The following is a 21,327-nucleotide window of genomic DNA, read 5'->3' as shown; positions in this document are numbered from 1 at the left end:
ATGACCCATCCAACAGTGTCAGCCAAGACTGAGCAGGCTCTGCGCGAGGCGATGGAGCGACTGTTCAACGGCTAGCCCACCCGCACCGACGGCAAGCTGACCAAGAACAGCCTCTGGCGAGAGGCCGGCGTAAGCCGAGCCGCCATGAACCGCGCGATCGCCGTCCTCACGGAGTGGGACAACCGCGTCGGTGGAAGCTCCGCCAGCCTGCGCGACCAATATCAGCAGGAGGACATCACCCGCCTCCGCCGACAGTTGAGGGGCAACCGGCAAGAGCGCCAACGACTTCAGCAGCAGGTTGACGCCGCAGCGACCGTCATCGCCACCCTTCTCGCCGAGAACGTCGCCCTCCACGAGCAACTCACCAAACGCTCCGGCGCCGTCGTCCCACTACCTCTCGCCCGTCGAGGTTGAGAGCGAGGCTGACTGACGACAAACCGAGCGCGTCGGTCGGGCGTGGTCGTACCTGCGCGTGCGTTCGACCTGCCGGTCCGGCAGCGTGGGATCAGCTCGCGGTCGAGTCCTTGGCCAGCGCGTCCATGCGGAGATCGGTGAGTCGGCGGGCCTGCTCACTGGTGCCGCGCGGAATAGGCGATGCCGCCCACGAGGAGCAGGACGTGGGCGGGGGTGACGCCGACTCGCAGGCTGCCGTCCCGGGCGCCAGCGTCGCCCCTGCTGGACGGCCTCGGTCGCCCGCACCGCGCGCAGGATGGCCGGGCTGCACTCGAGCAGACTCAACAGCTCAGTGCGCGCGTCTGACCCAGGGCGCTGGGGGGCGCATGCGGCCGGTGCGCGGCCCCACTCCTCGGGCTACGAGGCGGACGGTGCGTCGGTGCCGGCTGCCAGGGACCTCAGGAGCGGTTTGGTCAGGCTGGTCATCTCCATCGGGGTTCGCGGGCATCCGCGCTGGAGCCAGTCGGTGGCCACGCCCATGAGTGCACCGGCGACGAACGCGGCGGGGACGTCGTGCGGAACGACTGGGGAGTCGGGCGTCGTGGTGTCGTCCGTCGCGGGAAGCTGCCCGGAGGAGTGAGCGGCTGCCATGGTGCGGCGGCGTACGTGCTCGATGACGCGGGCGCTTCCCGTCGGTCCGAGCAGACTGCGGTACAGGCCCGCGTGCTCGGCGAAGTGCGCGAAGAAGGCGGTCAGTGGCGGGTCGGGGTCCTCCTGGGAATCCGACGGGTCCGCGCGGGCGGGGTCGAGGGCGAGGACGACCCCGATCAGGTCGTCGATCATCGCGGTGCAGGCGGCCTCGGCCAGTTCGTGCACGTCCTGGTAGTGCGCGTAGAACGTCGAGCGGTTCACCTCGGCTCGCTCCACGACGTCGGCGACGCTGATCTGCGCGAGGTCCCTCTCCTCCACGAGATCGATCAGGGCGCGCTGAAGGGCAGCCCGGGTGCGTCGCACGCGTCGATCGCCCGGCGGAGCGCTGCTGCTGGTGTTTGTCGTGGTCATCTCCGGAGCCTACCTTCGATTGCCTACCTAAACAACAGATGTCTGATTACCGACTCATGGTGGAAAACCGACAAGTGTGGGTTACGGTGAACTCGGAACGGTCGCTGCTGCGGGCAACGGCATCCTCCGCGGCGTGATCCGGACAGGAAGCGGCGTTCAGCGCACCCAGGTAAGGGAGAGGGACATGAGGGGACTGCAGGGCAAGCGAATCGTGATCACCGGGGCTACCGCCGGGATCGGCGCGGCCACGGCCGAGCGGCTCTCGGAGGAGGGAGCCTCGGTCGTCATCGGGGGCCGCAACCTCGATGCCGGGCAGGTATTGGCCAAGCGGCTGAACGCGGCCGGCGGCAAGGCGATCGCGGTGAAGTTCGACCTGGCCGACGAGGACTCGATCAAGGCGCTCATCGACAGCGCCGCCACCGAGTTCGGCGGGATCGACGGCCTGTTCAACGTCGGCGCCGAACTCTCCGCCCAGCACCTGGCCAGAGACAAGAACCTGCTGGACACGGACGTGGCCGTGTGGCGGCGCACCTTCGAGGTGAACCTGTTCGGCTACGCCATCGCCATCCGTGAGGTCATCCCCCACCTGCTCACCGCGGGCGGCGGAGCCATCGTCAACACCTCGGCGGCCGCGGCCTGGATCGGCGAGGCCGAGCGCCCGGCCTACGGTGCGTCCAAGGCCGCCATCAACTCGCTGGCCCGGCACGTCGCCTCCGCCTGGGGCAAGCAGAACATCCGCGCCAACACCCTCGGCGTCGGCGTGACCATGACCGAAATCGCGCAGGAGCAGATGGACGCCGAATGGCAGGCCAGGATCCTGGCAACCACCCGCGGTCCGCGGCTGGGCAAGCCCGCGGATGTGGCCGCGGCCGCCGCCTTCCTGCTGTCCGACGACGCGGAATGGGTCAACGGACAGGCCTGGTCGCTCGACGGCGGCATGACCATCCGCGACTGAAACACCCCGGCCGACAGGTTGCCGTCGCAATGGCGGGCAGGCCGGTCGACGACACCGTCCGAACGGTCCGCGCCCCAATTGACGGGCACGGCGAATGGCGCCGAGACCGGCCACCCCTGCGGCGCCCTCATCACCCGTGCCGGGGCATCCGCAACCGACGATCCCCGGCATGACCGGCTTCACCTCAAGGAGCATCCATGCAACGCAGGTATATGGGTGCGACCGGTATGTCGGTCAGCGCCCTCGCCCTGGGGACCATGAACTTCGGCGGCTGGGGCAACACCGACCGCGCCGAGACCGTCCGCATGATCCGCGACGCGGTCGACGCCGGGATCAACTTCATCGACACCGCCGACGTCTACGGCGCCGGCGAGAGCGAGGAGATCCTCGGCGAGGCGCTGCAGGGGCGCCGCGACCAGGTCGTCCTGGCCACGAAGTTCGGTCTGCCCGGCGCCGAGGAGCCCAACCACCGTGGCGCATCACCGCGTTGGATCCGCCGCGCGCTGGAAGCCAGCCTGCGCCGACTGGGCACCAACCACATCGACCTCTACCAGCTGCACCGCTACGACTGGAACACCGGACTCGACGAAACCCTCGGCGCCCTGACCGACCTGCAACAAGCGGGCCTCATACGGGCGTTCGGGCACTCCACCTTCCCCGCCGAGAAGATCGTCGAAGCGCAGTGCGTCGCCGAGCGGCGCGGCCACGCCCGGTTCCTGACCGAGCAGCCGCCGCACTCCATCGTCAACCGCGCCGTGGAGACCGCGGTCCTGCCCACCGTGCAGCGCTACGGCATGGGTGTGCTCAGCTACAGTCCGCTGGCCCACGGCTGGCTCAGCGGCCGGGAGGCCGCCGACGCCCACCGCGCCAGGCTCAACCCCCCGATGTTCGACACCACCAACCCGGCCAACGCCCGCCGTGTCGAGATCGTCGAAGCCCTGGCCAAGGTGGCCGACCAGGCCGGCCTCGCCCTGCCTCAGTTGGCTCACGCGTTCGTCCGCGCCCACCCGGCCGTCACCTCCGTGATCATCGGCCCGCGCACACCGCAACAGCTCCAGGGCTCGATCGCGGCGACCGACATCGTGCTCGGCAACGACGTCCTGGACGCCATCGTGCCGCCCGGCACCGACGTCAACCCCGCCGACACCTACAACGCCACCCCGCCCTCGATCACCGACCCCCAACAGCGCCGCCGGGGCGCATAGCCACCCGGTCCGGCGCGCCCGGTCGATGCCTGAGCGCGGCCCGGGGCACCGCCCCGACCCACATGCCCGCCATCCGCATACCTGCAGTTCAAGGAATTGGAGTGTCATGAACCTCAACCTCACCAACAAGACCGCCGTCGTCACGGGTGCCAGCAAGGGCATCGGGCTGGCCACCGTCCAGACCCTGATCGGCGAGGGCGTCCGGGTCGTGGGTGCCGCCCGTACCGTCACTCCGGAGCTGAAGGAGACCGGCGCGCACGCGGTGTCGGCCGATCTGAGCACCGCGGAAGGGGTCTCCGCCCTGTTCGACACCGCGCTCGCGGAACTGGGCGGCATCGATCTGCTGGTGAACAACGTGGGCGGTGGGGACGGGGCGACCGTCGGCTTCCTCGACGTCGCCGAGTCCGAGTGGGCGAGCGCGTTCGACATGAATGTGCTCAGCACTGTGCGTGCCACTCGTGCGGCGCTGCCCAGCCTCATCGAGCGCCGGGGAGCGATCGTCAACATCTCGTCCATCATGGCCCTGATGCCCGGGGGCTTCCCGCCCGCCATCAGCTCGGCCAAGGCGGCGGTCACCGCGATCGGCAAGGCGCTGTCCGAGGAGTTCGGCCCTCAGGGTGTACGGGTGAACACCATTTCCCCCGGCCTGGTCAACACCTCCGTCTACTCGGACCCCAACGGCGCGGTCGCCCAGTGGGCCGCCGCGTCCGGCATGCCCCTTGCCGAGTTCCGCCAGCAGATGGTGAAGGGCCAGAACGTCACGACCGGCCGCATGACCGAGCCCGAGGAAGTCGCGGCCCTGATCGCCTTCCTGCTGTCCGACGTGGCCGGAAACATCACCGGCGTCAACTACGTCATCGACGGCGGGACCATCAAGGCTGTCTGAACCGGAAGCACGCCGGTCCGAGCGGGCCCGGCAAGGAGACCGGGCCCGCTCGGACCGGGAGCGGCGTCCCGGACTCCGACGAGTGGTCACGCCGTCTGCTTGATCAGCGCGCCCGAACCGGCTCGACGTAAGCCGCGTCCGCAGCCGGCGGTTGTTGATGGTGTGCATCGGCATGTGCACTGTCTCGGTCGCCCGTCCCGCAGCCGCGAATTGCCGCACGCTTTTTGTAACCGAATTCGCATCCCACAGTTCGAGAATTGGAATGCCGTGAATCTCAATCCCACCGCCAAGACAGCGGTCGTCACCGGTGCCAGCAAGGGCATCGGGCTGGCCACCGTCGGCACCCTGATCGACGAGGGCGTCCGGGTCGTGGGCGCCGCCCGCACCATCACGCCCGAGTTGAAGGAGACCGGCGCGCACGCGGTGTCGGCGGACCTGAGCACCGCGGAAGGGGTCTCCGCTCTCATCGACACCGCCCTGACCGAGCTGGGCGGCATCGATCTGCTGGTGAACAACGTGGGCGGCGGAGAGAACCCCACCACGAACTTCCTCGAAATCGAGGACACCGAGTGGGCCGACATGTTCGACCTCAACCTGCTCAGCGCCGTCCGAGCCACGCGTGCAGCCCTGCCCAGTCTCATCGAGCGCCGGGGAGCGATCGTCAATATCTCGTCCATTGTCGCCCTGACACCCGGCGGTTACCCGACCACCTACAGCTCGGCCAAGGCGGCGCTCACCGCGCTCGGCAAGTCCTTGTCCGAGGAGTTCGGTCCCCAGGGCGTGCGCGTGAACACCATTTCCCCCGGCCTGGTCTACACCTCCGTCTACCAGGACCCCAACGGCGCGGTCGCACAGTGGGCCGCCGCGGCCGGCATGAGCCTCACCGAATTCGTCCAGCAGATGGCGAAGAGCCAGAACGTCACGACCGGCCGCATGGCCGAGCCCGAGGAAGTGGCGGCCCTGATCGCCTTCCTCCTGTCCGACGCGGCCGGAAACATCACCGGCGTCGATTACCTCATCGACGGCGGCTTCATCAAGACCGCCTGAATTCGACTGGCGAAGCTGTCCACGGGATCTCGTGGCCGGGTGGGCTCCGCACGGCGGACCACCGGGGCGCGAGTGCCTCCCGCCACACGACGTGGTTTCCCGAGCAAAGGCAAGAGGATCATGGAATCGATGGACCGGCGGACTGAGGACGACGGGTACGAACTGGAGCGGGACAACTGCGTCCAGTTCCTCATGGCAGACTTCCTCGGCTGGAACAACCGCAAGTGGGACATGCAGGAGCACTACCACTCGTCCGATGTCTACGTGGAGATGATGGGAGTGGCGACCACCGGCGCCGAGAAGCACATCTCCGACATGCGGGACGTGATCAAGGAATACCCCGACATGCTGATCCAGCAGGAGAACTCGCTGGTCGCGGAGGGGGAATGGACCGCGGCGGTCGTCCACCAGGCCGGCTTCGGCCCCGAGGCCACGTCCACGGCCGCTGTCCACCGTCACCGCGGGGGGCAGATGGTCGAGGAGTACTGGTTCGGTCGGCAACTGACCGAGGACGAGCCGGACCCGTACGCTCACGAGGAGCCGTTCATCACGATCACCAGCCCCGACAGCCACCTGCTCCAGGTGTCGGTCGACGTACGGCCCGGCTGGAGTGTCGTCGTCCGCGGCAACGAGGTGGGCAAGCGTTCGGCCACCTTCACCCGGCGGGAGGACGGCAAGGTCGTCGAACAGCTCCGGTTCCTCCCGATCTGAACGACACGTGCTCGCAGTGGTTGACCTCGGCCGCGCCGGCCAACGACAGCCGCGAGACCCGTCAAGCTCGGCCAGGAAAGGGCAGGCACGCACCACGACGGCCACCCACTCCTGCGGGCAGCTTCCCGCCGCCGGACGCCGTGGACACGCACGACGTGCCTGCGGCGTTCGTCGCCGGCGCACTCATCGGCGTGGCCGCAGACTGGCTCCAGCGCGGATGCCCGCGAACGCCGACCGAGATGACCATCCTGACCAAGCCACTCCTGTGGGCCCTGGTGGCCCGCACCGGCGCACCGGCACACGCCGTAGCCCCGGCGGCTGACACGCCCAACATCGGCCGCGCACCTGAGGCGTGCCTTCTTCCAGGTACGGGGTGAGGGAGTTCCGCCGTGGCCAACGGCCTCACGCGGCTCAGCGCACATGGACTCGTGCAGTTGTATCGAAGCCGGCCATTGTCACCAGTGACGGCGGTCGGCGCGGCGTTGGACCGCTTGGAGCAGGCGTACCCCCCGGCTGAACGACATAACGACGACCTCACAGACGGTCGATGCGCGCACCGCCTATGGCTGTGTCACCTATGCCGATCACGTGCCCGACGAGGATGCCGGCACCTGGTCCCGCTTCAAGGACTCCGTGACGATCCAGTCGAACTGGACCACGACTTCCGAGTCCGGGTTCCTCGGCGTCACCCAAAGCAAGCCGACCGGCACCACCGGCGCTCCGCGGGACCCGCTTGTGCGGCCGTCGCTCCAGCGGAAGAGTCGAGGCTTCGACCGTCGCCGGCATCGCGCCAGCGACCTGGGGTTCCGACGGTGAGGCCTCCATCCGGGTCCCCTCCTCGTTTGCCGTCCAGTCGGGCTCAAACCTTGGCCGGCCGCATCCCCGATTCCTGTAGCACGTGCCACATCGTCGCGAACCACTGCACTCCAGAGCGGAAGAGTGAGTAGACACGGGCGCGGAACAGGCCCCCGCGACGACGATGAGCCAGCGATGCGCACCAGCGCGGCCTCCACCACCTCGACCGATGGCGGTGCGACCCCGCAAGGCTTAGTTGGCATCCGCCCCGCCCGCTACCGCGACGTCAAGGCCCGTCCCGGACGAAAGTTACGACCTGGAAAAGCCAAGGGATGAGTATTGCTCGTTGTACATCACTCGCTATACATTCGCCGTCAACTTGGCTCGGAAGCGGCCGCAGGCTGCGACGAAGGGGCGTCCCGATGGCTACACGACACATCCCAAGGGCCGCGGCACTCAGCCTCATACTGGCCGCGTCCACACTCACCGCGTGTTCCGGCGGCACGTCGGGCGAGCAGAAGCCGGTCTCCGCCGACGACCTGGTCTCCTCACTCCCCACCGCGAAGGGAGACGTCGACCAGATCGCCTGGAACCTCACCGGCGGCGAGCCGGAAACGCTGGATCCAGGAAACGCGGCGACCACGCAGAGCGGTCAGGTAGTCCGTAATCTCTGCGACTCCCTGCTGACCCTGGACGCGAAGTTCAATATCAAGCCCAACCTCGCGAGCTACCGGCAGCAGTCGCCGACCAGGCTCGTGCTCACGATCCGCCCGAACGTCAAGTTCTGGGACGGATCCACCGTCACCGCGGAGGACGTCGCCTTCAGCCTGCGGTGGGACGCCGATCCGTCGAAGATCAGCAGCTATCTCTTCGCCAACGTCGACTCCATCAAGGCGACTGCCGCCGACAAGGTCACCGTCACGTTCAAACAGCCGGACGAGATGTTCACCAGCGAACTGGCCAACGTGGCGGTCATGAAGAAGGCGTTCGCCGAGAAGGCCGGTTCCAAGCTCGGGACGCCGGCTGGTGGCCTGATGTGCAGTGGTCCGTTCAAGCTCGACAAATGGGTCAGCGGCGACAGCATCACGATGAGCCGCAACGACGCCTACTGGAACCGCGACCGGCGTCCGTTCGCCAAGTCGGTCAAGTTCACCTTCGTCACCGACGCCACGTCCCTGGCCCAGTCGCTGGACGCCGGGGAGATCGACGGCGCCTACGAACTGACCGCCTCTTCGGTGCCCGCTCTTCAGAGGTCCAAGAAGGGACGGCTGGTCTTCGGGCCCTCTCCTCAGTCGGTGGGCATCTACGTCTCCCGCCCGGACGGCGTGATGGCCGACGGCAAACTGCGTACCGCCCTGGAGCGGATGATCGACCGCGGTGCCATGGCGAAGGCCGTGTTCCACGGGGCCGCCACCCCGATGTACACCATGACGGCCCCGGCGACCTGGCCCAACGCCCAGCGCGTGGTGTACGAGAAGGCGTACAAGGTCTTCGAGACGACACGGTCCTACGACATGGACGCGGCAAAGAAGCTGGTCAAGTCCTCCTCCTACAAGGGACAGCAGATCGTCCTGGCGATCTCCGCCGGCGATGACACACAGTCGCGTACCGCGCAGTTGCTGCAGCAGCAGGGCAAGCAGGCAGGTCTGAACATCAAGATCCAGAGCATGCAGCCGCTGGTCTACGCACAGGCGGGCTACGACGCCTCCAAGCGAAAGGGCGTCGACCTGATGCTGTCGTCGAACTTCAGCGCCGCGCCCGACCCCCTGGAGACGATCGGGTTCTGCTACCTGCCCAAGCAGACCTACAACTACTCCAACTACGACAACCCTCAGGTCACCAAGCTCTTCGACGAGGCACGCAGCACCTTCGACGCGACACGCCGGGCTCAGACGGTCGTCAAGCTGCAGGCCCTGTACGAGAAGGCCGACGCGATCATCCCGCTGGTTTCCACGAACACCACGACCTTCCTCAACAACCGGCTGACCGGGGCGATCACCTCGTTCGCCTACTGGTCCATGCCGCAGATGGCGTACGTCGGCGCCGCACACAAGTAGGAGCGAGACATGTCCGTGTCCACCTCCGTGGCCGGTCCCCCGGCCCGGGTTCGCGCCTCCTGGCGCCACCCCGCCCTGTCCTTGGCGGTGACGTACGTTATCGGCCCGGTGGCCACCGTCCTGTGCGCCTCCTTCCTCCTGTTCGCCGTCCTCGCCTGGGCTCCCGGCGACCCTGTGGCCCAACTGCTGGGACCGCACGCCTCGGATTCCGCGCGCGCCGCGATGCGAACCAGGCTCGGCCTGGACGACCCGATGCCGGAGCGCTACTGGCACTGGCTGACCGGCGCTCTGCACGGAGACCTCGGGACCTCGCTGACCTACCGGCAGCCGGTCTCCGATCTCCTCGCGCCCCGGCTGCTCACCACGTTTCTACTCGTGGGCATGTCCGCGGTCCTCATCCTGGCCGCGGGCCTGCTCCTCGGCGGGCTCGGCGGGACGAGCCCGCGATGGCGCCCGCTGGTCAACGCTCTGTCCGGCCTGGGCATCGCCGTTCCGGCCTTCGTCGCCACCACGCTTCTGATCAGTGTGTTCGCGGTGAACCTCGGATGGTTCCCGACCAGCGGGGCGGGTGGCGGCTTCACCGACCGGCTGTGGCACCTCACCCTCCCCGCGGTCGCCCTGTCCATCGGCTACGCCGCCTACCTGGCGCAGCTGACCTCCAGCGCGATCGGCGAGGAGGCCGAAGCCGAACACGTCGTGACCGGCCGCGGCCGGGGACTGCCCCGCTCCTGGATCTTCCGGCGGCACATCCTGCGCAACGCCGCACTCCCCATCCTGACAGCGTCCGGCCTGACCGTGGCCGGTCTGGTGGCCGGCGCGGTGGTCGTCGAGCCCGCCTTCGGCATCGACGGCATCGGCTCTCTGCTGATCAGAAGCGTCTCCGCCAAGGACTATCCCGTGGTGACGGGAGTCAGTGTCCTGATCGTCACCGTGTTCGTCGTCGTCACCACGCTGCTGGACGCAGGTCAGCACCTGCTGGACCCCCGGCTGAGGAAAGGACGCTGACCGATGGCCACAATCACAGCCACCCTCCGTCTGCGCAGCACCGGCCGCGCGCGTTTCGGTGACCCACTGTTCCTGGTCTCGGCGGCAGTGGCCACCGGCCTGGTGATCCTCGCGGTGATCGGCCCCTGGATCGCCCCGTACGACCCGGCGGCCACCGACGTCCTCGCCGCGAGCCAGGGTCCGAGCGGCGCGCATCTGTTCGGCACCGACTCCCTGGGCCGCGACATCTTCTCCCGGGCACTGACCGGAGCCCGGCTGAGCTTCGCGGGACCGGGCATCATCGTGCTGGGCAGCAGCGGCCTGGGCACCCTGCTTGCGCTCGCGATGGCCTGGTACGGCGGCTGGGTCGACCGGCTGCTGAACCGGGTGCTGACCCTGCTGTTCGCGATTCCCGGAGTGCTGGTGGCCGTCGTCGCCGCCGCCATCTTCGGCGCCGGCTTCTGGGCACCGGTCCTGGCCCTGACCATCGTCTACACGCCTTATGTGGCCCGGGTGGTGCGCAGCGTCGCGGTACGGCAGCGCCAATTGCCCTACATCGAGGCACTGCAACTGGCCGACCTGCCGACCTGGCGTATCTGCGGGCGGCACCTGCTGCCCAACGTGGCGCCGATCGTGCTGGCGCAAGCGACGATCGGCTTCGGATCGGCTCTGATGGACTTCGGAGCGGTGTCGTTCCTAGGGCTCGGCATCCAACCGCCCACGGCGGAATGGGGAGTGATGGTGGCCGATGGCCGTTCCGAGGTACTGGATGGCGCCGTGCAGCAGAGCATGGCGGCGGGGCTGTGCATCGTCGTCTCCGTGGTGGCGTTCAACATGCTGGGCGAGCGTCTCACCCAGAGGTTCGGAGGGACCCGATGAACAGGGCACCGCTGCTGGAGATGCGGGACGTCGGCGTCACAGCCGGGGACCGGGCAAACCGGCGCACGCTGGTCCGTGACGTGGACCTGACGGTGGCGGCGGGCGAGACCATGGGGCTGGTGGGCGAATCCGGCTCTGGCAAGTCGATGCTGGTCAAGTCCGCGATGCGGCTGCTTCCCCGGCACGCTGAGACGTCCGGGCGGATCGACTTCGAGGGGCGGTCGGTGCTCCGCTTCTCACGCCGCGAGCTCGCCGCCTACCGCTCGCGCGAGGTCGCCCTCATCCACCAGGACCCACGCGCCCACACCAACCCTCTGCGGACGATCGGCGACTTCCTGGTCGAAGGCGTCGTGGCGGGCAAGCTGCTCGGACCGCGGGAGGCCCGGCAACGCGCCTGCGAGATCATGGCGAGCATCGGCATCACCGATCCCGAGCACCGCCTGGCCCAGTACCCGCACCAGCTCTCCGGCGGCCTGCTGCAACGCATGATGATCGTCGCGGCACTGTTGCCCTCCCCCAAACTGGTCTTCGCGGACGAGCCCACCACGGCCCTGGACGTGACCGTGCAGTCGGAGGTCATGGCGATCCTCCAGGAACAGATCCGGGATCGTAACCTCGGGCTGCTGTTCATCTCCCACGACCTGGACCTGGCCGCCGCCGTGACCGACTCCCTGGCCGTCATGTACGCCGGGACGGTCGTCGAACGGGGAGCCACGGCAAAGGTCCACTCCCGCCCCCTGCACCCGTACACGGCAGGCCTGCTCGCCTGTCGTCCCAGCGCCACCGCCGTGACACGGCTGGAGCCGATCCCGGGGCGGCCGATCTCGGCGTACGAGGCGGGATCGGGGTGCGCGTTCGCCGCGCGCTGCCGTTTCGCCGCTGAGGAATGCCGGCAGGACCGGCCACAACTGCGCACCGTGGAGGACCGGTTGGTCGCCTGTCACCGAGTGGAAGAGATCGGCGCCGAGCTTCCCCAGGCGGTGCTCTCATGACCCTGGAAGCCGTCCCGAACCGGGACACCGGCCCCGCGCTCGTCGTGGAGCACCTGCGCAAGGAGTTCCCCGTCCGCTCCCGTGACGGCGAGGCTCTCGTCGCCGTCGACGACGTCGGTTTCTCTCTGGAACGCGGTGGCTCGCTGGCCGTCGTGGGCGAGTCCGGCTCGGGTAAGACCACCACCGCGCGCATCGTCGCCGGGCTGGAGCGGGCCACCAGCGGGACCGTCACCGTCGCCGGCGGCGGGAAGGGCAGCACACGCCCCGTGCAGATGGTCTTCCAGGATCCCTTCGCCTCCCTCGATCCGCGCCAGCGCATCGGCGCCGGTCTGACGGAACTGCTGCGCGTGCGCTTCGGTCTCGGGCGCGCCGCGGCCCTGGAACGGGCGGTGGGTCTGCTGACCGAGGTCGGGCTCGACGAGCAGCACGCGCAGCGGCTTCCGCGCGACCTGTCCGGCGGGCAGCGGCAACGCGTGGCCATCGCCCGGGCCCTGGCCCTGGAACCGGAGATCCTCATCCTCGACGAGGCGGTCGCCGCCCTGGACGTCAGCGTGCAGGCACAGGTGCTGAATCTGCTCTGCGACATCCGCGAACGCACCTCGGTGGCATTCCTGTTCGTCTCGCACGACCTGGCGGTGGTCCGCCAGGTCACCGACCACTGCCTGGTCATGCGCAACGGCCGTGTGGTCGAACGGGGGCGCACCGCCGACGTGCTGGACCACCCCCAGGACCCGTATACCCGGGGACTGCTGGAGGCCGTTCCCAGGCCCGGCTGGCAGCCCCGGCGCCGAAGCGCCTGACATCCACGGTCCGCCCGCACCGGGCGGACGCACGCCCTCGTAATAAAGCATCCGCTACACAAAGGAGCCGATCATGGGCATCCTCTCCACCGAGGGAGCCACAACCCTGACCGTCCCCCATCCCTCCCAGGCACCGGCCCTGCTGGACGGGACGTTCACCACACCCTGGTTCGTCGTCGACGACGACCGCACGAAGGACTTCGAGAAGGCGTCGTACCACGACGAGTACCCGCACGCCTACGAGGGCGAGGCCGGGTACGGCGAGGACCTGGTGGAGGGCTTCCACCTGCTCAGCCTGCTGGACGTGCTGTGCAACCACTCCGTGTGGTCCGAAGGCCCGTGGATCGCCTGGAACTACGGGCTGGACAACATCCGCTTCGTCTCGGTGATCCGCACCACCGACCCCTTCCGTGTCCACGGCCACGTCCGCGAGGTCATCGACCGCGGGGAACAGGGCCACCTCGTCGTCACCGACCTGCGCGCTGAGGTCAGGGGCCGGGAGCGGCCCGGTTTCGTCGCCACGCAGCGCGCCCTGTGGTCCACCGTCTGAATTGCCGTAGAGAGGCAGAAAGCATGGAACTGAACGCACACCAGCAGCACCTCGGGGACAAGACCATCCCCGAGGCACTGGACTACGCCGCCGAGCAGTGGCCGGACAACGTCGCGCTCACCCACATCGAGGGCGGAGGCCCCACGCTGACGTGGGCGGACCTGCGCGAGCGGATCAGCCGGGTGCGCACCGGGCTCGAACGCCTCGGCGTCGTGCCGGGCGAGAAGGTCGGCATCATGCTGCGCAACCAGGTGGAATTCCCGCTGACCTGGCTCGCGGTCATCGAGGCGGGCGCGGTCGCCGTGCCGATGAACCCCAAGTACACGCCACGGGAGATCGACTTCGTCCTGAGCGACGCGGGCGCCCGCTGGCTCGTCGCCGCCGACGAGGTCGTCACCGGTGCACTCGGCGAGGGGCGCGTCGGCCCCGTGCCGAGCGAGCGGATCATCGCGGTCGGCGAACCGGTCGAGGGCGTGCACGACTTCGCGACGCTCACCGCACAGGAGCCGACGCCGCGCACCCACCGGGCCGATCCCGCGGAGGTGGTCAACATCCAGTTCACGTCCGGCACCACCGGACTGCCCAAGGGATGCCTGCTCACCCACACCTACTGGATCCAGATCGGCGTCTACGGCTCGGCGATCGGCGACACGCAGCGGATCCTGGCGGACCATCCCTTCTACTACATGCAGAACCAGGCCTATCTGATGATGGCACTGGCCGGCGGAGGAGGCATTTACGTCACCGCTGGGCTGAGCCGACGCAAGTTCATGAACTGGCTGGTCGACCACCGCATCGACATGGCGTGGATCGACGAGGGCATGCTCGACCTTCCCGAGAGCGAGGCCGACCGGCAACTCGCCCTGAAGAAAGCACCGGTGGCCGCCCTGCCGCCCTCCCTGCACAAGCCCCTGGAGCGGCGCTTCGGCCTGCGGGCCCGCGAGGTGTACGCCAGCACGGAGGTCGGTAACGGCACCTACGTCCCCTACGACCGCACCGACACCGTCGGCACCGGCTCCATGGGCTGGTGCTTCCCGCAGCGCGAATCGAAGGTCATCGACGGGAGCGGCGACGAGGTCGAGCCGGGCCGTTCCGGCGAACTGTGCCTGCGGGGCCCCGGCATGATGCTCGGCTACCACAACCGCCCCGAAGCCAACGCCGAACTCTTCCTGCCGGGCGGCTGGTTCCGCACCGGCGACATCGTCCGCAAGGACGCCGACGGACAGCACTACTACGAGGGCCGTGTCCGCGACGTCATCCGCCGCAGCGGCGAGAACATCGCCGCCGCCGAGGTCGAACTGCAGATCATGGCCCTGCCGGAGGTGGACGAGGTCGGCGTCATACCGGTCCCCGACCCCGAGCGCGACGAAGAGGTCAAGGCGGTCGTCGTGCTCAAGCCGGGGGCGAGCCTGACCGCCCAGGAGATCGAGGCGTGGTGCCTTCAGGGGCTCGCCCGCTTCAAGGTGCCTCGCTACGTCGAGTTCCGCGACAGCCTGCCGTACACCGCAAGCGGCAAGATCGCGAAGGCGGAACTCCGTGCGGAACCGCACAGTGACCGCGTCGTGGACCTTCGTGCTTCCTGAACCGGGGCAGCGGATCGACCGGCAGTCACCGGCCGGTCCGCTCCCTCACTCCTTCCGGTCGGCCGGACGAGAGTCCCGCTGCGAACAACACGTCGAGGAAGCGATCCAGCGCGGCCCGCTGACGCTCGGGCGTCCAGATCTCCGGGTGCTCGACCACGGACAGCGCTATGCCGGACACCCAGACACGCACCATGTCGACCGTCCCGTCCAACTCCTCGGCCGGGACCAGGTCCCGGACGGCCCGTGCCAGGATCGCTCGCATCGCCGGCTCCATGCGCTGCAGGTGCCGGCGGATGACGGGCTCCGCACCCTGGTGCGTCAGCAACGCCACCCGCGCGCGCTCCTGCGTCAGCGCCTCCTCGGTGTCCGGCAGGAACCATCCCAGGGCGATCCGCAGCCGTTCTTCGGGGTCCGGAATCTGCTCCAGTTCGTCGAGGGCGGCGTCGGCATCGGCCAGCACATGCTCCAGGACAGCGTCGAACAGGGCCTCGCGGTTGGCGAAGTAGTGCGTGATCAGCGTGATGGACCCGCCCATCCGCTTCGCGATCTTCCGCAGCGTCAGCTCGGCGAGTCCCCCCTCGCTCAAAGCCTGCAACGAGGCCATGACGATGTCGCGAACACGCTCTTCCGGATCCACATACCGCGGCACCGCGACCTCCTTGCCCTTCGCGCCCGGCCGTTGCCTGGCACGACTTCCCTATGCCGTTATATAACGAGCGTAATATATCTCGGAGGCAAGCCATGAGTTTCACCATCGCCGAAATCATGACGCCCGAGCCACCATCCGAACACGCCCGGGAACGCATGGTCGCGATGCGCGACGGTGTCGAACTCGCCACGGACGTCTATCTGCCGGACGACGCGACCGCGCACTCCGCCATTCTCGCGCGGACCTGCTACGACAAGTCGAGCCGGTACACCGCCCTGACGTTCGAGGCCGAGTACTACCGCTCACGCGGCTTCGCGTTCGTGACCCAGGACGTGCGGGGCAAGTTCCGGTCGGGCGGCGAGACGCTCCCCTACGCCTACGACGTCGCCGACGGCTACGACACGGTCGACTGGATCACGCGGCAGCCGTGGTCCAACGGCCGCGTCGGCGTGACCGGACAGTCGTACTACGGCTTCACGACCTGGGCCGCCGTGGCGAGCGGCCACCCTGCCATCAGGGCGGCCGTCCCGCAGGTGACAGGCATCGACATGGGCGCCGGGCACGTGGGAGCACAGTGGAGCCAGCAGGTCCCGTACCTCGCGGGACTCAACGACCTCCTGCAGATCTGGACCGACAACAACGGCTACCTCGCCGAGATCGACTGGAGCGCGGACTCCGTCGAGAACATCATCGCCGCGGCCCGCACACGGATCGGTGAGTGCCGGGCGGCCACGGACATGCTGGGGCGCTCCGTGGACCAGGGCTGGTACAACCCGTACGGCGACCGGCACCCGTACCACACCACGTCCATCCCGATCCTGCACTGGCAGAACTGGTACGACCCCGGCCTGGCTCCCCTCGGGCTGCGCGACTGGCGCCACTTTCGGTCCCTGGCAGGCCAACGCGACCTGCACTTCCTCCATGTCGGATCGGCCGACCACTCGGGTTACCTGCTGCAGGACGTGGGGTTCGGCGACGAGCGCAACCCGTACCTCAGCGAAGCCGCCCTCGCCAAAAAGATCGAGACCGAGTGCGGCGAGGTGGCGGACTTCTTCGACGAACACCTCAACGGGGTACGGCCGGTGAAGTCCCGCCCGAGAGCTCGCTGGCACGTCGGACACGTCGGGTGGCAGTTCTCGCACGAGTACCCGCCGCCGAGCGAACCCCTGACCTTCCACCTCTCGGCCCATGGCTCGGAGGTGTACGGCCTGAGCCGCGACCGGGACGAGGAGACGACGTCGCTGAGGTGGACGCACGACCCGGAACACCCCGTCCCGTCGAGCACCGACATCGAGGCGATCTGGTACCTGCTGGCGGCGTACCCCGACGAGCGTGACCTCGCGGAGAGGGCCGACGTGCTGACCTTCCGAACCGAACCACTGAGCGAGCACGTCGACTTCGCGGGACAACCGGTCCTCATGGGGCGCATCTCGTTCTCGGCCCCCTCCACACACGTCTTCGCCAAACTGCAGGACGTCTACCCCGACGGCACGACCCACCCGATCTCATGGGGCCGCGCCGTCCTGTCCGAGCAGGCGGGAGACGCCGTCACACTGACCCTGGACGACAACGCGTACCGGCTGCGCAGGGGCCACTGCCTGCAGTTGCAGATCCAGTCCAGCGACTTCCCTCACTCCGCCGTCCATCCGGGCACCGCCGAGAACCCGTGGCTCACGACGAGGCGGCTCCCGAGCACACAGAGCCTCGTCGTCGGGGGCGTCTACGGTGCGCAGCTCGTCCTCCCGGCCATCACCATTGCCGAGCACCCGGACGAGGGGGCTCAGTAAACCGCCGAGTGTGTCGCTGAGGTCGCAGAACACGCCGGTGAGGAAGCACGTCACCGCCCACCGTGATCCCACCCTCCTCTCCTGAAAGGAACAAGCCGACCATGGCCTGGACCGGGACCATTCGCGCCGTACCGCACGACGCTCGAACCCAGCACGTGACGATGCGGGATGGAGTCTGCCTCGCCACCGACATCTACCTTCCGGAAGCACATGACGGTGCCCTTCCCTCGATCCTGATCCGGCTGCCGTACGGGAAGACCAGCGACTACTGCTTCCCGGGCCTGATCGCCCATCGGCTGGTGGCCCGCGGCTACGCGTGCGTCGTGCAGGACGTCCGCGGCAAGTTCGACTCCGAAGGCGAGACCTTCGGCCTGCTCAGCGAGGCATCCGACGGCAACGACACCCTCGATTGGATCATCGGGCAGCCCTGGTCGGACGGGCGCGTCGGCATGTTCGGAGACTCTTACTACGGGTTCACGCAGTGGGCCGCTGCCAGCACCTCCCACCCCGCCCTGCGCGCGATCGTGCCCCGGGTCACGACCCACGACTTCGCCGGCCTCCCCCACCAGCCCGAACCGACCGTCGTCGACCCGCCGTGGCTCACCTTCGGCACCTACCTCCAGCAGTGCTGGGTGGACGGCGGCCTCAACGAGCGGACCATCGACTTCGGGGACCGCCCACTCGCCGATGCCTTCGAAGCCGTCTTCCAGGAACTCGGCGCCCGCTCACCTTGGTTCGACCAGTTCGTCCACGGGCCGCTGAGGGCCCCGGTCTTCCCGTTCGGTGACCCGATCGACGCCCGCCCGATCCCCGTCCTGCACACCGTCGGGTGGTACGACAACCTCGCCATCGCTTCCCTGCGGTCCTACGCCCGGTTCGCCGCCGACCCCGCCTGGGGTCCGCTGCAATATCTGTTCGCCGACTCGATCGACCACGAGAACTACCACCTGGATCACGTCAGCTCACGGTCCGAGAACGATCACGCCACGATGGACCCGAAGGTCATGGACACCCTCCTTGACCGGTACATCGAGCCGGCCATCGACTTCTTCGACGTGTTCGTCCGGGAATCCTCCGACGCGCAGCAGCACCCCCGCGTCCGATGGCATCACGGCCACGACGGCTACCGCACCGCCGCCACCTGGCCGCCGGAGCAGGCCCGCACGACCAAGCTCTATCTGGACGCCCTTGACCGTGCCGCGGAAGAGGGTGGCATCCTCACCTACGTCGTTCCGGCTGCTGATCAGCACGTCAGCTGGGCATACGATCCCGAGGACCTCGTACCCTCGGGCGACGTCGACTCCTGGTCACTCCTTGGAGTCAGCCCTGATGAGGCCCCGGTGGGAGAGCGGCCCGACGTCCTGCGCTTCGACCTGCCCCCAGTGGACCAGGAAATGGACCTCGCCGGGCCCGTCGACCTGTGGGTGGCGGTGGACTCCACCGCCGAACGGACCGACGTCTTCGCCAAGTTCCTCGACGTCGCCCCCGACGGCCGGGCCACCCAGATCGTCCGCGGACAGGGAACCCTGCTGTGCCCCGCACCGGACGCCGAGGTCCGCATCGAGATGGGCCACATCGGCCTGCGACTCCAGCGCGGCCACCGCCTGCGCCTGCAGCTGGCAAGCAGCGACTACCCGGAGTACGTCCCCAGCACCGGCGACGACCGCAACCCCTGGACCGCGGCCGAACGCAACCACTCCACGCAGACCCTGCACACCTCGCCCGCGACACCGGCACAGCTCACGCTCACAGTGCTGCACGGCAGCGAGACGACCGACGTCAGTAGGGCGATCGCACCTGGGGCGCGCATCGAGTCGTGATCAGTGGCGACCTGGGTCAGCCCCTTGAGCTAGATCTTCGGCGACCTGCACGTTGATTCTCAGCAAGCCGCTAGCAGAGCAGCGCAGCCCTGCCAGGAAAAACTTGTTTACCGCCCAGGAGGCAACATGTCGGACGACCTTTACTGGAAGACGGCCGCAGAACTCGGCGAGCTGTATCGGCGCCGCGAGCTCTCCCCGGTCGAGGCGGTCGACGCCGCACTCGACCGGATGGACCAGGTGGATCCGGCTCTGAACATCATGGTCACCGTGACCGCCGACCAGGCACGGGCGGATGCCAAAGAGGCCGAGCGGCGCCTGCGGGCAGGAGGGGAACTACCGCCGCTGTTCGGGGTCCCGATGACGGTGAAGGACCTCGCCGAGACCGCCGGGGTGCGGACCACCTACGGATGCACGGCCTTCGCTGAGAACGTGCCGGAGGTGGACGCGATCGGCTGGGCGCGGCTCAAGGAGCAGGGCGTCATCCTGCTGGGAAAGACGACCACGCCCGAGTTCGGACTGATCGGAGTCACAGAGAGCAAGCTCACCGGCTCAACCAGCACTCCCTGGCGGCCGGGCTACAACGCGGGCGGCTCCAGCGGCGGCGCAGCCGCTGCCGTCGTCGCGGGAGTCGGTCCGGTCGCCTGGGGCTCCGACGGCGGCGGCTCCATCCGCGTGCCGTCATCGCTGTGCGGCGCAGTGGGGATCAAGCCGTCCATCGGCCGGATCCCCACCGCCACCAGCACCGACGGTGACTCCACCGACGGCCCGGTCGCCCGCACGGTGCTGGACGCGGCGATGGTGTTCGAGGCGACCGCAGGCCACCACCCCTCGGACCGGTTCTCGGTGCCTCGGGACGCCGGTAGCTACATCGAGGCGGCTCTCACGCCAGGAGACCTGACCGGGGTGCGCGTCGCCGCGTGCTACGACCTGGGGCAGAAGGTCCTCGACCCCGATGTGCGCAGGCTCTTCGCCCAGGCCTTGGACGACATGCGCGCCGCCGGCGCCACTGTCGAGGAGGTCGACATCCAGCTGCCGGACACGATGCTGTTCTTCGACCACCTGAACGCATGCGAGTACCTGGAGTTCGCCGAGGAGATGCAGGCCGGGGGCGTGGAGCTGTGGCCTATGGTCCTGGAGCTGGCCGAACGCGCCAAGAGCGTCACCGGGCGGCAGGTCAGCGCCGCCTTCCGGCAGGGGAAGACCGACATCTACAACGCCTTCCGCGCAGCGATGACCGGCGCTGACGTGCTAGTGACCCCGACCACCCCCGTCCCGGCGTTCCCGCACGGCGGCGACTACGGGCCTACCCGCCTGGTCGACGGCCAGGCGACCCTGCCGCTGGGCTTGCTGATCCACCAGATGACCGAGCCTCCCAGCCACGCGGGGCTCCCCGCGATCACCGTGCCCGGGGGCTTCGATACCCAGGGGCTGCCGATCGGCCTCCAGTTCATCGGCCACCTGTGGGCCGACGCCGACGTGATTTCGGTAGCCGCCCGCTACCAGCGCGCGACCGACTGGCACACCCGACACCCTGAACTGTGAGTCCCGCCTTCCCCGCCGATTTCGGCGCTCCAGTGGCCCGCCCATCCGTTCGGCGGGCCACTGTGTCCATCCTTGGTAGCTCGGCGTGCTCGCTTCCGGCTCAAGTGAGCCTATGTCCGGGTTAGTTGACTGATTCCGCCTCCGGTTCGCTCTCCGCTCTCCGTTTCGCCGGCCGGGTCGACCGGGGTCTTCACCGAGTCGAGGAGGAGTTGGGCGACGTCCACGACCTGGATGGACTCCTTGGCCTTGCCGTCGTTCTTCTTGCCGTTCACGGCGTCGGTGAGCATGACGAGGCAGAACGGGCAGGCGGTGGAGACGATGTCCGGGTTGAGGGAGAGGGCCTCGTCGACGCGCTTGTTGTTGATGCGCTTGCCGATGCGCTCCTCCATCCACATCCGGGGCGCCGTCGGCGCCGCCGGCCGGATGAACGGCGCTCGCCGACACGGCGCCCTCGATCGCCAGCCTTCTGGCGGGCGTTGTCACGTTGTTGGGTGTTGGGTGTCTGACGGTGCATCGGGGCGTGGTGAAGTCCGGTTCCGGGCGATGTTCAGGCCTTGGTGGGCAGGCCGGCGACTCCGGTGACCTGTTCCCAGATCATGAAGCGGACGGTCATCTCGGCTCGGTATTCGG

General features: G+C 68.6%; 18 protein-coding genes and 1 pseudogene. 15 read left to right on the top strand and 4 right to left on the bottom strand.

Translation table 11 applies throughout. From position 1 onward, the window contains the following. Nucleotides 1-18: 18 nt before the first annotated feature. Nucleotides 19-354: a hypothetical protein gene (locus tag ACZ7M2_RS50205; RefSeq protein ID WP_471601012.1), complete on the bottom strand. Its 336-nt coding sequence runs from the start codon at nt 352-354 to the stop codon at nt 19-21. Nucleotides 355-810: 456 nt separating this feature from the next. Beyond that, complete coding sequence (locus ACZ7M2_RS50200) at nt 811-1,455, bottom strand: TetR/AcrR family transcriptional regulator (protein WP_471601011.1); 645 nt, start codon at nt 1,453-1,455, stop codon at nt 811-813. 184 nt (nt 1,456-1,639) lie between these two features. On the opposite strand from ACZ7M2_RS50200, the gene ACZ7M2_RS50195 reads away from it, so the two are divergent. The 12 genes from ACZ7M2_RS50195 to ACZ7M2_RS50140 all read left to right on the top strand — a co-directional run bounded on the left by ACZ7M2_RS50195 (nt 1,640) and on the right by ACZ7M2_RS50140 (nt 14,899). After that, nucleotides 1,640-2,410, top strand: coding sequence for an SDR family NAD(P)-dependent oxidoreductase (locus ACZ7M2_RS50195; protein WP_471601010.1), 771 nt, complete (start codon nt 1,640-1,642; stop codon nt 2,408-2,410). 197 nt (nt 2,411-2,607) lie between these two features. Next, nucleotides 2,608-3,615 carry an aldo/keto reductase gene (locus tag ACZ7M2_RS50190; protein WP_471601009.1) on the top strand — a complete coding sequence of 336 codons (1,008 nt, stop codon included), beginning with the start codon at nt 2,608-2,610 and terminating at the stop codon, nt 3,613-3,615. A 106-nt stretch (nt 3,616-3,721) separates the two neighbouring features. Then, nucleotides 3,722-4,501, top strand: coding sequence for an SDR family oxidoreductase (locus ACZ7M2_RS50185; protein ID WP_471601008.1), 780 nt, complete (start codon nt 3,722-3,724; stop codon nt 4,499-4,501). A 267-nt stretch (nt 4,502-4,768) separates the two neighbouring features. Further along, the gene (locus tag ACZ7M2_RS50180; protein ID WP_471601007.1) at nt 4,769-5,548 is read left to right on the top strand and encodes an oxidoreductase; all 780 of its coding nucleotides are present in this window, start codon (nt 4,769-4,771) and stop codon (nt 5,546-5,548) included. A 129-nt stretch (nt 5,549-5,677) separates the two neighbouring features. After that, the gene (locus ACZ7M2_RS50175; RefSeq protein WP_471601006.1) at nt 5,678-6,259 is read left to right on the top strand and encodes a hypothetical protein; all 582 of its coding nucleotides are present in this window, start codon (nt 5,678-5,680) and stop codon (nt 6,257-6,259) included. A gap of 1,217 nt (nt 6,260-7,476) precedes the next feature. Further along, a complete protein-coding gene (locus ACZ7M2_RS50170; RefSeq protein ID WP_471601005.1) occupies nt 7,477-9,111 on the top strand; it encodes an ABC transporter substrate-binding protein in 1,635 nt (544 codons plus the stop codon). 9 nt (nt 9,112-9,120) lie between these two features. Continuing rightward, nucleotides 9,121-10,116: an ABC transporter permease gene (locus ACZ7M2_RS50165; RefSeq protein ID WP_471601004.1), complete on the top strand. Its 996-nt coding sequence runs from the start codon at nt 9,121-9,123 to the stop codon at nt 10,114-10,116. Between the two features lie 3 nt (nt 10,117-10,119). Beyond that, a complete protein-coding gene (locus tag ACZ7M2_RS50160) occupies nt 10,120-10,974 on the top strand; it encodes an ABC transporter permease (RefSeq protein WP_471601003.1) in 855 nt (284 codons plus the stop codon). Beyond that, nucleotides 10,971-11,966, top strand: coding sequence for an ABC transporter ATP-binding protein (locus tag ACZ7M2_RS50155; RefSeq protein WP_471601002.1), 996 nt, complete (start codon nt 10,971-10,973; stop codon nt 11,964-11,966). The genes ACZ7M2_RS50160 and ACZ7M2_RS50155 overlap by 4 nt, the downstream gene beginning before the upstream one ends. Beyond that, nucleotides 11,963-12,766 carry an ABC transporter ATP-binding protein gene (locus tag ACZ7M2_RS50150; protein WP_471601001.1) on the top strand — a complete coding sequence of 268 codons (804 nt, stop codon included), beginning with the start codon at nt 11,963-11,965 and terminating at the stop codon, nt 12,764-12,766. The genes ACZ7M2_RS50155 and ACZ7M2_RS50150 overlap by 4 nt, the downstream gene beginning before the upstream one ends. A 73-nt stretch (nt 12,767-12,839) precedes the next feature. After that, nucleotides 12,840-13,316 (top strand): hotdog family protein, encoded by a 477-nt coding sequence (locus ACZ7M2_RS50145; protein ID WP_471601000.1) that lies wholly within the window; start codon nt 12,840-12,842, stop codon nt 13,314-13,316. Nucleotides 13,317-13,339: 23 nt separating this feature from the next. Beyond that, nucleotides 13,340-14,899: a class I adenylate-forming enzyme family protein gene (locus ACZ7M2_RS50140; protein ID WP_471600999.1), complete on the top strand. Its 1,560-nt coding sequence runs from the start codon at nt 13,340-13,342 to the stop codon at nt 14,897-14,899. Nucleotides 14,900-14,924: 25 nt separating this feature from the next. On the opposite strand, the gene ACZ7M2_RS50135 is transcribed toward ACZ7M2_RS50140, so the two are convergent. Beyond that, complete coding sequence (locus ACZ7M2_RS50135; RefSeq protein ID WP_471600998.1) at nt 14,925-15,548, bottom strand: TetR/AcrR family transcriptional regulator; 624 nt, start codon at nt 15,546-15,548, stop codon at nt 14,925-14,927. Nucleotides 15,549-15,640: 92 nt separating this feature from the next. Here ACZ7M2_RS50135 and ACZ7M2_RS50130 point away from each other — a divergent pair, with 92 nt between their 5' ends. From ACZ7M2_RS50130 to ACZ7M2_RS50120, 3 genes are all read left to right on the top strand, one after another. Continuing rightward, complete coding sequence (locus ACZ7M2_RS50130; protein WP_471600997.1) at nt 15,641-17,335, top strand: CocE/NonD family hydrolase; 1,695 nt, start codon at nt 15,641-15,643, stop codon at nt 17,333-17,335. A 101-nt stretch (nt 17,336-17,436) separates the two neighbouring features. After that, nucleotides 17,437-19,155, top strand: coding sequence for a CocE/NonD family hydrolase (locus ACZ7M2_RS50125; RefSeq protein WP_471600996.1), 1,719 nt, complete (start codon nt 17,437-17,439; stop codon nt 19,153-19,155). Nucleotides 19,156-19,281: 126 nt separating this feature from the next. Next, nucleotides 19,282-20,697, top strand: a complete 1,416-nt coding sequence (locus ACZ7M2_RS50120; RefSeq protein ID WP_471600995.1) for an amidase — start codon at nt 19,282-19,284, stop codon at nt 20,695-20,697. Between the two features lie 121 nt (nt 20,698-20,818). On the opposite strand, the pseudogene ACZ7M2_RS50115 reads toward ACZ7M2_RS50120, so the two are convergent. After that, nucleotides 20,819-21,095: pseudogene (locus ACZ7M2_RS50115) on the bottom strand (heterodisulfide reductase-related iron-sulfur binding cluster); the annotation flags it as partial. Nucleotides 21,096-21,327 lie beyond the last annotated feature (232 nt).

It is taken from the genome of Streptomyces sp. NPDC111507 (assembly GCF_055638955.1).
The sequence above is the reverse complement of the archived record's forward strand: the minus strand, read 5'-3'. Positions and strand labels throughout refer to the sequence as shown.